The 14245-nt window shown below is 60.3% G+C and carries 13 protein-coding genes and 4 pseudogenes; 9 read left to right on the forward strand and 8 right to left on the reverse strand.

Annotated features, from left to right (window positions below):
- Positions 1 to 78 precede the first annotated feature (78 nt).
- The gene (locus NKI49_RS19510; protein WP_352606091.1) at positions 79 to 1293 is read left to right on the forward strand and encodes an IS701 family transposase; all 1215 of its coding nucleotides are present in this window, start codon (positions 79 to 81) and stop codon (positions 1291 to 1293) included.
- Positions 1294 to 1654: 361 nt separating this feature from the next.
- On the opposite strand, the pseudogene NKI49_RS19515 reads toward NKI49_RS19510, so the two are convergent.
- The 7 genes and pseudogenes from NKI49_RS19515 to NKI49_RS19545 all read right to left on the reverse strand — a co-directional run bounded on the left by NKI49_RS19515 (position 1655) and on the right by NKI49_RS19545 (position 8061).
- A pseudogene (locus NKI49_RS19515) lies at positions 1655 to 2559 on the reverse strand (SMP-30/gluconolactonase/LRE family protein).
- A 174-nt stretch (positions 2560 to 2733) separates the two neighbouring features.
- Complete coding sequence (locus tag NKI49_RS19520) at positions 2734 to 4230, reverse strand: radical SAM family RiPP maturation amino acid epimerase (protein WP_352606093.1); 1497 nt, start codon at positions 4228 to 4230, stop codon at positions 2734 to 2736.
- A gap of 65 nt (positions 4231 to 4295) precedes the next feature.
- The gene (locus NKI49_RS19525) at positions 4296 to 4793 is read right to left on the reverse strand and encodes a hypothetical protein (RefSeq protein ID WP_352606095.1); all 498 of its coding nucleotides are present in this window, start codon (positions 4791 to 4793) and stop codon (positions 4296 to 4298) included.
- Positions 4794 to 5283: 490 nt separating this feature from the next.
- The gene (locus NKI49_RS19530) at positions 5284 to 5550 is read right to left on the reverse strand and encodes a hypothetical protein (protein WP_352606097.1); all 267 of its coding nucleotides are present in this window, start codon (positions 5548 to 5550) and stop codon (positions 5284 to 5286) included.
- A 294-nt stretch (positions 5551 to 5844) separates the two neighbouring features.
- A pseudogene (locus tag NKI49_RS19535) lies at positions 5845 to 6518 on the reverse strand (transposase); the annotation flags it as partial.
- Positions 6516 to 6614, reverse strand: a pseudogene (locus NKI49_RS19540) (IS5/IS1182 family transposase); the annotation flags it as partial. The pseudogenes NKI49_RS19535 and NKI49_RS19540, both read right to left, overlap by 3 nt.
- A gap of 70 nt (positions 6615 to 6684) precedes the next feature.
- Positions 6685 to 8061 carry a radical SAM/SPASM domain-containing protein gene (locus NKI49_RS19545; protein ID WP_352606099.1) on the reverse strand — a complete coding sequence of 459 codons (1377 nt, stop codon included), beginning with the start codon at positions 8059 to 8061 and terminating at the stop codon, positions 6685 to 6687.
- A gap of 596 nt (positions 8062 to 8657) precedes the next feature.
- Here NKI49_RS19545 and NKI49_RS19550 point away from each other — a divergent pair.
- From NKI49_RS19550 to NKI49_RS19585, 8 genes and pseudogenes are all read left to right on the forward strand, one after another.
- A complete protein-coding gene (locus NKI49_RS19550) occupies positions 8658 to 8816 on the forward strand; it encodes a hypothetical protein (protein ID WP_352606101.1) in 159 nt (52 codons plus the stop codon).
- Between the two features lie 252 nt (positions 8817 to 9068).
- Positions 9069 to 9500: a hypothetical protein gene (locus NKI49_RS19555; protein ID WP_352606103.1), complete on the forward strand. Its 432-nt coding sequence runs from the start codon at positions 9069 to 9071 to the stop codon at positions 9498 to 9500.
- Positions 9500 to 10078 carry a LodA/GoxA family CTQ-dependent oxidase gene (locus NKI49_RS19560; protein WP_352606105.1) on the forward strand — a complete coding sequence of 193 codons (579 nt, stop codon included), beginning with the start codon at positions 9500 to 9502 and terminating at the stop codon, positions 10076 to 10078. The genes NKI49_RS19555 and NKI49_RS19560 overlap by 1 nt, the downstream gene beginning before the upstream one ends.
- Complete coding sequence (locus NKI49_RS19565) at positions 10039 to 10329, forward strand: hypothetical protein (RefSeq protein WP_352606107.1); 291 nt, start codon at positions 10039 to 10041, stop codon at positions 10327 to 10329. Before NKI49_RS19560 ends, NKI49_RS19565 begins: the two co-directional genes overlap by 40 nt.
- A gap of 2 nt (positions 10330 to 10331) precedes the next feature.
- The gene (locus NKI49_RS19570) at positions 10332 to 10748 is read left to right on the forward strand and encodes a hypothetical protein (protein ID WP_352606109.1); all 417 of its coding nucleotides are present in this window, start codon (positions 10332 to 10334) and stop codon (positions 10746 to 10748) included.
- A pseudogene (locus NKI49_RS19575) lies at positions 10729 to 10878 on the forward strand (FAD-dependent oxidoreductase); the annotation flags it as partial. The gene NKI49_RS19570 and the pseudogene NKI49_RS19575, both read left to right, overlap by 20 nt.
- Positions 10879 to 10943: 65 nt before the next feature.
- Entirely contained in the window at positions 10944 to 11528 is a 585-nt protein-coding gene (locus tag NKI49_RS19580) for an NAD(P)/FAD-dependent oxidoreductase (RefSeq protein WP_352606144.1), read from the forward strand.
- A gap of 7 nt (positions 11529 to 11535) precedes the next feature.
- Positions 11536 to 12027: a hypothetical protein gene (locus tag NKI49_RS19585; protein WP_352606111.1), complete on the forward strand. Its 492-nt coding sequence runs from the start codon at positions 11536 to 11538 to the stop codon at positions 12025 to 12027.
- 286 nt (positions 12028 to 12313) lie between these two features.
- On the opposite strand, the gene NKI49_RS19590 is transcribed toward NKI49_RS19585, so the two are convergent.
- Complete coding sequence (locus NKI49_RS19590; RefSeq protein ID WP_352606113.1) at positions 12314 to 13744, reverse strand: gluzincin family metallopeptidase; 1431 nt, start codon at positions 13742 to 13744, stop codon at positions 12314 to 12316.
- Positions 13745 to 14245 lie beyond the last annotated feature (501 nt).

Raw genomic sequence — 14245 nt, forward strand, 5'->3', positions numbered from 1 at the left:
AGTCGAACGACCCAAGGTCCCGCTCATTCCTAGCGTTACAGTTGCATATTTATCTATGGTCTGAATCTATGGGTCTCCATGATTCGGAGGTCATGGATGACAGGTGCATCAATCGAAACTACGCTTGAGCTTTGGGCATCATCGCTGCGTGACGTGAAAGCGCGTATGCGCGGACTGTTTACGCAAGAGCGAGTTGCAGCATCTGCGAACCTTTTCCTGGACGGCTTGCTGGGTGACGAGCGGCGTAAGACAGGTTGGATGCGCGCGGAGGCGGCCGGTGATCCCGGCCCGTGGCGGCAACAAGCCATTCTGGGTCGCGGGCGTTGGGACGCGGACGGACTTCGCGACATCGTGCGAGAGTATGTTGTAGAAAACCTCGCCACAGATGATGCGGTCCTGGTCATCGATGAGACGGGCTTCCTCAAGCAGGGCAAGACATCGTGCGGTGTTGCGCGTCAATATACAGGTTCGGCAGGCAAGATAACGAACTGCCAGATCGGTGTGTTCTCCGCCTATGTGTCCGCTCGCGGTCATGCCTTTATCGATCGGGCCCTGTACTTGCCCAAAAGCTGGACCGGAGATCCGGTAAGGCTTGCAGCAACCCATGTTCCTGAGGCTATAGCCTTCGCTACCAAGCCAGGCTTGGCTGTCGATATGATACGGCGTGCGCTGGCAGCCGATGTGCCGTTTTCATGGGTGGCCGCAGATGCGGTGTATGGCGTCGGGGACGTCGAAGGAACCCTGCGGCGAGCCTGCAAAGGCTACGTTCTTGGGGTCAAGTCGGACCACCATTTCGGCTCTTGGTCGGGGAAGCCTCCGCTCGCCGGCACAGCTCAGGAGATCGCCCGTGATCTCGATCCAAGTGCATGGCAGCGTCTTTCCGCCGGTGAGGGCACCAAAGGCGCGCGGCTTCATGACTGGGCCTACTGCGAACTCGCCGATCTCGATGCCGACGAATATAACGAGACGAAATCGGGGCTTTGGACCCGTGGCCTCCTGATCCGGCGCAATATCAGCGACGGCGATCTCGCATTCTTCACCACATGGTGCCCGGCCGGGACGGGCATCCAGACGCTCGTTTCCGGGGAAGGCCATCGCTGGGCGATCGAAGACAGCTTCGAGACCGCCAAGAACGAGCTCGGACTCGATCACAACGAAACCCGGTCATGGCATGGCTGGCATCGCCACGCCTCCCTCGTCATGCTCGCCTTCGCCATGATGGCGGTGATCCGATACCGCGCCAATGACGCGACGCCCCAAAATAGACCGCGGATGCCGACCATCAGGATTTGAACCGCTGGTCTATCCAGGAAGTCCGGCGCATCGCCACCAGACTCGCCCAGCGTCGCATAAGCCCCGCCTACGTCATCGCATGGTCATGCTGGAGGCGCGCCCATCAGGCGGCCGCTCGACGAGCTCATCTGAGAACTAAAATGCAACTGTAATACTAGGCCGGGCCTGCGTTGTGAAGTGCTTGACGTGCAAGACAGAGTCCCTTTGGCCCGGAGGGAGAACAGGGTTGGAGCAGCGATCGCTATCGCCATCAAGGCGACGGATGATTTCAGGAATGTTCTGCGTTGCATGTTGGTACCTCCCTTGGTTCAAGAAATTGCATGGTCTTTCCGAACTCGGCTTTCGATTGGATGGCGGCATGTCACTGGCTGATGTCGCCCGCCACCGGACCAACCCCGGCCGGATGTGCGTTGATGTAAATGGCGTAGAGGGATGCCTGTGCGGTGATGTAGAGGCGGTTGCGCTTAGGACCGCCGAAACAGACACTGGAAACGAGCTCGGGAACCAGGATACGGCCGATCAGGGTTCCGTCCGGTGCATGGACGCGCACCGAGTCGGCGCTGGAGGCCCAGATGTTGCCGTCGCGATCGACGCGAAAACCATCGAAGAGGCCTGCCCCGCACTCGGCGAAGATGCCGCCTGCGCGCGCCAACCGACCATCGGCGGCAAGGTCATAGGCCTTGATCGCGCGCGCCAGGCCGGGCACGTGGCTGGCGCCGCTGTCCGAAACATAGAGGACCGTCTCGTCGGGCGAAAAAGCCAGGCCGTTCGGCTGCACCATGTCGGTGACAACGGCGCTCAGCTCGCCCGAAAGCTCATCAAACCGGTAGACATGCGAGCCACCGATCTCCGCTTTGGCGATCTTGCCCTCGTAGTGGCTTTCGATGCCGTAGACCGGGTCGGTGAACCAGATCGTGCCGTCGGATTTGACCACCACGTCATTGGGTGAATTGAACCGCTTGCCTGCAACGGTTTCGACAAGCGTCTGCCAACGCCCGTCATGCTCGAGCCGGGAGACACAGCGCCCGCCATGCTCGCAAGCACGACGCGGCCTTCGCGGTCGAGTGTGTGGCCGTTCTGGTAGTTACAATGGGTCTCGAAGACGGTGACGGAACCATCGCCTTCGTCGTAGCGCAGCAGCCGATCGTTCGGGATGTCGGACCACAACAGATGCCTTGCGGCGGGGACGTACACCGGTCCTTCCGCCCAACGGCTGCCGAAATGCCGACCGCCAGGATGATGACACCAGTTATCGTGCCCAGACATTGACGCGTCCGGGTTTGATCGTTGTCGAGCCAAGAAGAGGCCGCCGACGAGTGCCGGGAGAAGATATTGGATGCGGGTCCGAGAAGCGCTTCGTGATCATCGTCTTGCCCATGCTGCTGTCGCCGGAAGGCACTCGCGTCCTCGCGGATAGATAAGCCAGCGCCATGCGGCCCGTCATCCCACCGCTGTTCGGCCAAGCGAAACGGCGTCGAGGTCCTCTTCGATCACCCCGGCCGCGTACAACTGGTCCAGTAGATCGGCGACTGCAAGGGCGCTCGCTCCGTCCGTCGCGATCCGCATAATAAGCTCCGAGGCTGTGCAGTTGCCGCACGCGATTAGATCGCCAACGGAGATCGGAGCGACATCATCATCTATCCGATGTTCAATGTTGCGTGAGCGGAGATGGAAGTACCGGTTCCCTGCCTCGTATTGCAGATCTCCGCGGAAGCGGATCGGCAGGTTCGCAGGTGGGCTTTCGAACATATGCTCGTCGATGATGCACTGCAGCCCTTCCCGGAACTCCTCGGGCGTGCTGAAGAAACGTTCATCCACGATGCGGTAGCCGTGAGGCCAGCGATCGCTACTCGGTACCGGCGTCACCAGTTGTAAACGTCCTTGCCGCATATTTACGAGGAAGCCGGAAACACAAGCGATCGTCGTGGGATAGCCCTCCGCCAAGGCTATTGCATCATCTTTGTTGGCTGCCTGGAGTTTCTCCTTTCGCTCGCGCGCGCGCCCGGCGAAAGCCTTTGCGGTCAGCGCCTCTTTGCCCTGCAGGATGAGTTCGACCCCCATCAGGTCCTCGGGCGAAAACGCCGCGTGGATCTGATTGAGATGGTTCGTGCTCAGCACGGAGAAACGATTCGTCACGCCACCGTAACGTTTGAACAGTTCGAGCACGCGCCTGGTGAGCGCCTGATCCTTGAGCGGGGCCGCCGTCGTCGTTTGTGGCAATGCACCCGTGATTTGATGGTAGTCGAACAGAAAGCGGTCGTAGTCCGGGTTATCGATCGGATCTGTGGCCCAGTAGCAGAAGCCGGTGCGGGCTGCCGAACCAAACATCTCGCTCGCGACACCGACCACACCGCGCCAAACCCCGGCATGCTCCTCGCTATACTCATAATAGCCCTTGAACCGGTCGGCCGACAAGCCGCAGAACCAGCAACCGACGGTGCAGCCTTCACTCAGCTCGAAAGCGATGATGGGGTGCGTGACCGACGGTGCCAATTCGCCCAATTCGTCGTTGCAGCGGCGGATTTGGCGCTCTCGCCAGGCATGGAAGCGAGGGTTCACCATCGACATTTCGCCCTCGGCGCGCAGCATGTCGCGATGGCGCAACATCTCGCGCATATACTCGTCCCACATCATCGCCAGCGGCCACGGGGCAGACTCCGGCTTGAAGCGATGCTTCACGTAGTCTCCGCACCAGAGCGGCAGCATCTCCATTGGGTCAACTTCAATGCCGTAGCGCTCTGTTACCGATCGAGGGGCGTCGAGGTTCTCCGAAAGGGCCGTGCGGAATTTCCTATCACCGACCAGCCGCTCCATGAAGCGCTTGATATGAGGCAACGTTCGCCGTTCCTGCGGCGTGCGCTGGTCAAAGATTTGTTGCCAGTGTTCGCGAGGGTACGGGTGAGCCCTTGAAGCGGCCCGTTGTACGCCTGATAGCATGATCGCATCCTCGACCGCGATTTGCTTTGATGTTACATTAGACCGGCTCGTACGAGCCAATGCGGTTATGTTGCGACCACAACAACAATTACGACAATTAATACGACCGCAGCGAAGCCAGTTCTTCCTCCGAGTTGCGCAGGGCTCATGGATACATCAGCGGAATTAGCCAACGCGGTGGTCTGTACAAAGCTGGTTAAGGCCGGAACGCTCGAACGGCGCTTGCGGCCTGCAATCGCGCCGAGCTTCTTCGTACTGGACTTCTGTCTGCTGTTGGATCGGATGTAGCTTTTAACCTCGTCAAGCGTGATGTTGTAGTTGAGGCTCTTTCCAATCGCTACGATCGAAGCGAGCCCTCCAACGCGCCGTTTGGCGTTTTCAAGCGGACTGCCTTTTTTTCCTAAATCGTTGACGAATCGCTCTAAGTCAGTTTTCCGCATAATGAATTCGCGCTCTTGCTTAAGTTGCTCGCTCTCACAAGCGATCGGATGATGCTTCCGTGAACAAGCAAGCGCCGTACCAACCTCAAAATTCTGATTTGCGCGTTCTCTGACCGTACGCATTGTCAACTTGCCGACCTTTTGGGTTGGGAATCGACAATTGGCCCGCTCCGTGCGATGCGGGTGAGGATCTCCCCAAACTTGGCCTGCCGTGATAGTGGGTGGTCGAAATCAAGACGCAAATCCGCCAGCGTTTGTCGACATCCTGGCCCCCACCAAGGCATCCTGCGCATCGTTCTCGATCGCATCCCCAACATAGCCCGACGGGCGCCGGACGCCCCGAAAAACGAACCCGCTGACCTTTCAATCCGCAAATCCCGCCTTCCATCACAACGGATGATCGCCGGCGCCCATGAGGCTTGTGAAAAGCACCGCAAGGGCAACCAACATCGCCGCTTCAGGCGCCAAAAAACTCATCGCCGTGCATCAAGGGGGCTAGGCGCCACTCGAGAACTTTCGGCGGGCGCAACGTGACCAAACTCATTGTCTTGCCGGAGGCTGCCAAAGTGAAAGACGTATTAGGCCCTCACGCTCGGAACGGAACGAGACCGATCTACGATGTTTCGCGATAGCGGCCCTTCTCGACCCACAAGTCGCGCAATCCCTCGACCATTGCCTCGCGCGGAAGCGGTTTCGGCCGCCGCTCGTCCAGGCGCTTCCGCGCCTGATCAAGAATGCGCAGCGAAATGATCCGTGGTAAGATCGTCGTGCCAACCCTTTCGGGGTTGCGGAACGGGCGGCTCTGAAGCTTGGTCGTCTTCTGGTTATTGACGTAACGCCCGATGCAGAGCTCGTTGGTCAAAACGCCGAACAGTGTCACCGATGTTCAAAGTCGGCCGAGATCGCCCGGAATATTCTTCCGTCGAAGGTCGCCCAAGAGGCGCAACTCGACGGCCGCTGATGCGATCGGGGTCGAATCGACCGGCAGTCCCGTGCCCCATAGGGGTTAACTTAGGGGTAGACTGGTGGAATCGAGATGCGAGTCCTCAGCCAGTATGCGAACGAATGATTCGATCGAAGCCGACTGGCAGGCTCTGTTATCTTGTCGCAATCGCTAGACTTGACGCGACGGCGCGAGCGACGGGAGCGCTGGTGTCCTCGCAATGTTGCGGACAAGGCGCTCCGCCGCGAAGACATGCGCCTCGATAAGATCAAAGATTGGCATGAGAGCGGATGTCCCAAACCCGACCTGATCGGCCAGCGTCGAGGTCGAAAGCTCGATGCCCTCGCATTTGAACCTTGTGCTCTGTCGGTTGAGCGGCTTGTGCATTCCCAATTTGCCGAAGAGGATCGTCGCCAGCAGATAAGGGCCGATGAAGCCGCGTGGGCGTGGCATGGACGGTGCCGGCGGCTGGCTGATCCCTCGCAGTCACGGGCGTCGGTACCGTCTCGATCACTTTGAACCGGCGCGGGATCTCTTCCAGTGTCTTGGTAACGTCCTCGCCCAGTTTCGACAGGCGCGAGCCCCGTAGCATGCACAGGTGGTCGCAGGATCAATGATAACACGCTCTCGCTCGATATCCTCCGGCCAGCGCTTTCGTACCGGCCGTTTGCGCGTGAACGAACGCACGCTCGGGGTCTGGCAGCAGCAGCCTGCGCGGCAACTCTTCCGTGGCAGCCACGACCAGCTCTTCGAGCTGCAATTCCATCTGGTCGATCAGTCGCGCCGTACGCTCGGATTCTGGCCGCGCAGTTCGGGCCTCAGCTTTTCGCCAGTTCCAGGCGGGCGATTAGGGCCTCGCTGTCCGACAACATGGCCTGCGCATTGGCGGCTTCCGCCACCGCAATGTCCCTGTCATCAATCCGCGCTACGCCACGAGCATTGTTGGGCAGATGCGGCTGGATCACACCCCACTCGAAGTCGCTCAATTCGTATCGACGCATTCAAGCCTCCAAAGGAAGCCTTGAATCAGAACCCGTCACAAAACGGAAATCCAGTTTATGAGTTTGCGACCTAGTCGAAGAAAGGACCACCGCAAGATGGGGCCTTGCAGAAGTAGCTGCCCGTGGCGTTGAATGAATCAACAAAGCAGGATGTCCGACAGAGGTGCAACTTGCTGCAGCGGGCGCAGTCCGGATCAACGACCTTCGGGTTCGCGGTCCGCGCACGAAGGACAGCAAACGCTTCACTGTCCCAGATTGCTTTGAGTCCCGCGCTGAACACGTTACCGTAGGTAAAGGCCTTCACCCCATGCATCTTGTCACAAACTGAGACGTCACCGCTCGGAAATATCGACATCCCCATATTGATGCCACCGCAGGGATACCACTCGCTGTCGTTCCACTTTCCCTTTGCATCCTTCGGCGTATGCACAGTGCAGACTTGTGCATACTGCTCTCGCTTTCGCTCGATCCGATTTCTTATCCGGGCCAGGTCCTTGGAGGTCACCTTGCGAGCGCGATTGGCAGGAGACTTGATGGCCCCACTCTCCATGTAGGAGATGCCGACTTCCGCGACACCCAAATCCACCAGAAGATCTATAGTCTCTTCTACTGTGTTCTGGGTCATTGGTGTCACCACACTCTTGACCACCACCCGAATCCCCGCCGCCCGCAAAAACCGAATCGCGTCGATCACCTTTGGAAAGTGCCCGCGAGACCGCGTAACCTGATCGTGTAACTGCGGTGAAGGCACGTCTAGGCTGATCGTCATTTCTTCCATGCCCGCAGCTGCCAACCGAAGGGCAATGTCCGGACAAGTTCCGATCACCGTGCCGTTGCTGGTCATGGCCGGAAGCATGCCCAGCGAGAGGGTGCGCTCCACTACCTCAAGCCAGCCGTCGAAAAGCGTTGGCTCACCACCTGTAAGCCCGACAAATACGACTCCCCAAGCCGCCGCCTCGTGCAGCAGTTCGAGGCACTTGCTCAGGGTCCAGCGTCTGTCGCTCCTCTGGTGGCGATACTGGTAACAATACGAACAGCTGAAATTGCAGTTGAAAGTGAGAGTGAAACTGATTCCCGCAGGAACGGGCCACTTTCCGAAGGTGGCGCGTTCTATGGCGGGGGTATCGGCCGGGTAGAGGAATTTCTGTGGACTAAATCGCTCGCTTGGATTTGGTTTGGCTTCGAACGTGAGAAACTGCCGATAAAGTCTAAGCAGCTGATCTACTTGGGACTTTGCTTCAACATTCGTAAGCCCAAATGTCTGCCCATAGATATAGGCGATTTCGGAGGTGAGGAGTGTTCTGTCGCACAGCGACAGAAAGAACGCGTGAGAGGGATCGACCATGCGAATCTGTGATGGATGGCGAGCATGAACCAAGGCATAGCCATGCATTGGCTTGAGTCGCACCGATTTTTTGAGCTGGGGCAGCAATTCGATATGGCCCATGGTCGGATATCCGGATTTCAAAGCACAGCTGCGCTTTTACGAAAGCAAGAAAGTAGCTGGCCGACGCAATGCCGGCCAGTGCACCACTTAAAGAGGCTGGACCTGAATGCAGGTAGACAGAGCATTCCAGCAGCCGGGAAGACAGGCGGCTGCTTCAACCCCGTCTGTCAGCCGCTGCGCCCGCGCCTCGGCTCGCGAAGCCTCATCACGAAGCTGAGCAGCCAAACTCCGCAGAACGTCTGGTTGATGTAGATATCCTGGTTTTTTTTCCTTCGGCATAGGTCAATCTCCTTTGGTTGATCGCAACCCTCAAAGGCTTGCGGCAGATGACCCGCAACGGGCGCACCATGTTGAGGATGTAGCCGCCAATCTCGCCCAGCGAATCGCTATATGCCTTTTTTGCTGGGGTTTTTGATAGGAGGTCGGAGTGTGCTTGATGAATGCACCTAAAATTCCGAGGAGACAAAACTGTTAGCTATCGGACAAATTGTCCTTGATCGAACGGATCGGGTAGATCCGGTCAGGGTGCATTTGAGTGGCCGGAGCACAGATCTGCGCAGCACGGATATCCCCGCTACGCGCCGGAAGTGCTCGACATGATCACGCTGGAAGATGTGGTCGAGGACATGTCGATCCGCGAATTCGCCTATCGCACCGACATGTTTGGCACATCAGGCACGTTTGACGCGCCGCAAAAGATCGATCCGACCGAGACCGCAGCCCTGCTTCACTGGAAAGCTGGACCGGTGGAATAGAGCCCAGCCTATCGTCCATGGTTCTGGCGCGACATCTGGCCGATCATTTTCCGTGCCGATGAATTCTCCTACTTCGCCAACATCCTCCAGCAGTCGAACTTTCCGCACAAACAGTCCAGCCGGGGGACGTTCGATCCCTATCGCCTCTGCATCCTGCCGCGCATCGCACCACGTGCGCTGGCGCAGAAGGAACTTCGCGCCAAGGATCATGTCGGCGGACGGTTGCTCGAGGCGGCAGTGGAACCTAGCCTGATGCTGCTCGATGCAACGCAGGCGCCGGGCGCGGTAGAGATGCCGTGGTTGGCGATGCCGCCGCCGCGCTCAGGCGGGCAGCAGCGGCGTTTAGCGCGGCTGTATGCCCGCCCCAGGATGATGAAACTCCCGCAGGCCTATATTGTGCGCTGGAAACAGGTTTTCAGCGAGAACGACACAGCGGCGGACACCGCCTATGCGGCAGCGCGCAACGCGTTCCATACAGCGGTCACGGACGTTATCGAAGGCATCGCCGCTGCCGCCGCACCGCCCAAGAAGCGAATGCTCGCGCTTGCCCGGTCGTCTTCGAGGCAGGAGCCGGCCCAGCCGGATCGCACCGCTGATCCGGACGAGCCGATTGCGGCAGCGATGCGCCGGCTGGCGTCCAGCTCGACGCCAATCCAGCGACGCGGACGTATCACCTGCCGCTGATGCCGCTGCTTGCCGGCGACAATCCGATCACCAACAAGACGGTGAGCAAGTTCCTGCGTCTGAACGGCACGCAGCTCTTCCTGCTCAAGCAATGGGCGGCGGGCATCTTCATCGACGAGGTGGATGCAGGCTTCGCGCCGGCCATCGACCCGTGGCAGCCCTACAAGGACTGGAACGTGCCGGGTTGCCTCGGTCTGGACCAGGGCGTGCTCTCGAACGGACTCAGCGGTGCCTTCTGCCCGGGTGGCGAGGTGACGTGGATCATTCGCAACCCAGCGATCTGGCGCGAACCCTATCGCATCAAGGCCGACCCCGAATGGTACAGCTTCGCGCTCACCGCCGCGCAGGAGAATGCCAATCGGTGGGGAGCGGGCGTCAGCGAGGACGGCCATATCGCCTATGCCCCCGACCCGCTGTCGCTCGGCAGCGATCTCGATGTCGGATTGCAGCCCGGTGATCTGACCAAGCTCAGCGGGCTGCCATGGCAGGCTGATTTCAACGAATGCTCCACCCAGACGATCGACGTCACATACGAGGAATGGAACGTCCTTTTCCCGACAGCGTCGGCAACACGCTGATGGAGCGCGAGCGGCGCGTGTGGGAGACTTTGTGGTGGCCTGCGCATCGGCCGATGCGGGCCTATTATACCGTCGGCAAGGACTTCCAGTTCCGCAACTGGGCGCGCGGCATTCCGCAGACGCTTGCCGGCGACATCAAGATGGTGACCGAATGGTCGAAGCTCGGCTCCGTCGTCTGCAATCCGGCGGGCCGGCTCGATCAGCCCTCGCCCGGAAGCAAATACATCTGCGTCGAAGATTCGGGAGAATGACCGTGACCAATCGGTTTGTCGGCAACTGGGCCTATCGCAGCTTCCTAAACGATCCCGATATCAGCAAGGCGGCCAACGATTTGCTATTCGGCGAAGGCACGCTGGCCATCGTCGAGCAATCCGCAATCGAGCTTTCAGGCACGATCGGCGGGCCGGGATGGTCGCTCGATCTGCGCGGCAGCTTCGGTTACGGCTCGCCGATGCAGGTGCGCTTTCAGCGCAAGGGCGTGGTCGGCGGCGAAGAGTGGATGTACGACTATATCGGCTGGCTGGTGCCCGTCTGGCCGACAGCACCGACCTGCTGGAAGTGCCGGCGATCGTCGGATCGGTGGTGCGCACGATCCCGCATTCGGGGCGACGGCGGCAGCACCAACCCGGGAGGGGTGATGGCATCCTTCTATGCCGTGCGAGCAGGCTGATTTCGTCGTCATTGGTGGCGGGCCGGCGGGTGCGGCGGCGGCGTTGACGTTGCGTCGGCACGCGCCTGACCGGCGCGTCGTCCTGTTCGAGGCAGGCCGGCACCACCTGATAAAACCGGGGAGGTGTTGCCGGCGGTGGCGCGTGGGCTGCTGCGCCAGCTCGGCGTTTGAACACCCTTCCTCGAGAGAGCTTTTTTGGCGAGCCGCGCGGTCCTTTCGGCATGGGCCGGCGAGGCGCAGGACGAGCGGCACAGCATATCTCCGCCCAGGGCGCCGGCTGGCAACTCGACCGATCGGCTTCTGGTGCAGGCGGCAGCGGCGGCAGGCGCGCAGGTGCGAGTTGGGTGTGAGGTGCGTTCGGCGGAGCGTGAGGGCCAAGGCCGGCGGCTCAACCTCGCCGACGGGGACATTGTCGCCGGCGCCGTGATCTGGGCGACCGGCCGCAGCTGGCGGCTGGCGCGATCCTTCGGCGCGAAGCTTCGTGTGCACGGCCACCTCGCCGCATACACCCGCTTCTTCGACCGCGCGCCGGGCGCTTGCCGCATGGTCATCGAGGCCCGGCCCGAGGGCTGGTGGTACAGCGCCGACTTGCCTGGCGGACGCCGGATGGTGGCGTGCCTGACCGATCCCACTGGGCAGCGAACTGCGCGACCCGCAATCCTGGTACGGCGCACTGGCGGCGACGCAATTCATCGCCCCGCTCCTACCCCCAGGCGCACGCGAAACCTCGGCGTCGATCAGATCGGCGGGAACGGCCACGATCGATCCGGCCGCGGGTGAGCGCTGGGTGGCGGCGGGCGACTGCCTGTTCGCCGCCGACCCGTTGTCGTCGCGCGGTATCGTGCATGCGCTGCGCTCGGGCATCCTCGCCGCCTATGCCGCGTCGGACATGGCCGACGGACGCGATGACCTCGCCCGCGCGCGCTATGGGATGATCGCCGCGCAAGGCCTTGCCGACTACACGCCCGCGCTTGCTGCCCACTACGCCGCCGCCCCGCGATGGGAGACAGCTTTCTGGCAGCGGCGTCGGCCTCAACTGAAGAACGCGCGGCATGTGAAGAGCGCGGCGAATAAATTCATCACGCCCGTCGAAACCTTTCTTTGGTATACGACGGACCATAATGGAAATGCTCGCCGCGCAATCAGGCTCGATCGCTGCCCTGTCCTTGCAACTGGCACGACGGCGATTGTGGAGCAAAACGTGCCGCCTAGCCTGCTCGCTCATGTCCGCTTTTGCCGTACGGATAGGGTATGCCGAACGACCAAGCTGACGCGCTAGGCGGACCTATGACTTCGGAACCGAGCATCAGTTTTCGGGCACTAAAACGCGCTGAATCTGGCACGCTTGACGATCGGCAGTCCATTCTCTGTCTTCCCGACAATAAGATGGGTGGCCCCTGGAGGCAAAGAACCGTCGGGATTGGCCTGTACGGCTTCGCCCCGTTCGATCATACCTCGCACGAACGCTGCTTTCTCGGAGTCGTTCGGGACTATAAGATCGGCCTTCCTTTTAGACGGCACCTTCGCTCTCTCTATGATTTCGCACTATCATATTGTCTAGCTTATCATTGGCATCCACAATCGCAATCGAATAGCAGCCTATCCAAGCGCGCGCCGCCGGGGGTCGTTACCAGCCGATGTGACTTTAGCTTACGTCCGTGATCCAGCCGAGCCTCAGGCAAGACCACATCGTCATAGTCCACACGACCTCGGCTAAACAGATCGTCGACGAACATCTGAGCCGCGGTCGCTGCGCTGAGAGGTTGTACCGGCGACAAGTCGCCGGCGGCGCTTAATGCGACAAAATGGTCTCTCTGTGATGGCGTCCTGACGAAGAGCACCCCGTTGATCCCGTAGTCAACTGCCGGCAACGCTGTCTCGGCCAGGTCTTCCTGTGCGGCAGCAGCGGCAGGGCCAGCAGCTCGCGCGGTTGGGACAGAGGCAATGCTCGCTGCGGAGTGCAGAGAGAGGATCAGACGACGCACGTAGATTGCTTTGATGATCGGCGGATATCTAGCATCCACCGGGCCAGCTGCGATCACCATATTCGCGGCCACTTGGGCGTACCAGTTGGACACCACCGGCGAAGCTTTGATCGCGCTTATGAGAATGCCGGCCAGATCGCTTGCGACTGAGAGCAATTCAGCCTCCGTCGGCATCGTGGGATCTTGCGCCTTGGCGGAAAGGGCCGTGCCGAGCGACTCGAAGAACGCGCCTGTAAAAACGCGCGAAAACGAGTGTGGCTCCGAGGAAAGCTGTGCTGCCGGGGCCGAATTGGGGAGCGTGCTCGGGTCTTGGTACGCAAAGGAATTCACCGCATTCCGCAGGCAGTCCGCATCTACAGCGTCCGGACGCTGCGCGCGGATGGCAGCGCCGATCTGTTCGGCGAGGCGAGAAAGCCGCGAATTCCTGTAAAGGCGGCCGCCGGTATCGTGCAGTATGCTGATGCGAAGCGACGGTAGCTGGATGGCCGACAAGATCGCGCTGATGTCGGCGAACGATTCATGGAATGCCGCGACTTCCTGGCTGCCTACGTCCCACAACTCCGGCTTGAAGGAATCCAGTACCGCGTGTCCCATCTCGTGGCAAACTACATCGGGGCTCTCTCCCGAATAAACGGTACCTGTTCGAGAGGGGCTGTGGAAGAAGTTAAGGGCCTCGCGATCGTAGTAGGCATTGAGATCGTCTCCTTCGTCGAGGATGACCTTTAGGGTCGCGCCGACCTGCCACTTCGTCAGCGGAACGCGCACCGACCAGAAGTCCGCGCCCCGTCGCAACGCTTCCGCTGCGGTCCAATACCTGAAATCGGCCGCTCCGGGAGGGTATACGCCCGGCTTTGGAGCAGGCTCGGGAAACCCAAAAGCAAGAGGCTTCTTGGAAAGGTCTGGAATGGGTCGGCTAACCAGTATCCCCGTTCCGGGATCGTCCTCCCAAACGGAAACCGATTTGCTTGCCTCCGCTTTGGCGTTCTTCGCCGAACCTTTCGCCTTCGCCACTGTCGTCTCCTCTTTGGTTTCGATTGAATGGAACTTCGAACTGCTCGCCACAGGCGGCGCCGAATCGGGGTTGTCCGCCCTCGAGCGTCGGAGAGCGTTCTACGTCGCAGTTAGGTGGCAACGCGAACACGCTCCGGCAGCGATCTGGCTACAAGACGCGATGGAGCATCAACCGTGCCGCGCCGCCTCGATCGCGGCGACGCCGATTTTCAGAGCCATCCATGACATCAAACGCGCGCTTTGCTTCAGCGCCACCAGCCGCAAAGGAGGGGCAGCGCAACCTGAGACGGTGCCGTATGGCTTCGGTGCTCGGCCCTTGACCAATTGGCGGCGATGTACAGGGATCTGAGAGCTTAATGTCGACCGCGCCTGCTACGGCTGATGGAGGGGAGAGCACTTGAACGACAACCATCCGAAGGGATCGAGACGATTTTTCGCAACGGTACAATCACCGTCGGGGGGATCTTGCTTGCCTTTTCGCCCGGCTTCGTCACGCATTGG

Origin of the sequence: Mesorhizobium sp. M0587 (assembly GCF_040320945.1) — a bacterium.
GTDB lineage: Bacteria > Pseudomonadota > Alphaproteobacteria > Rhizobiales > Rhizobiaceae > Mesorhizobium.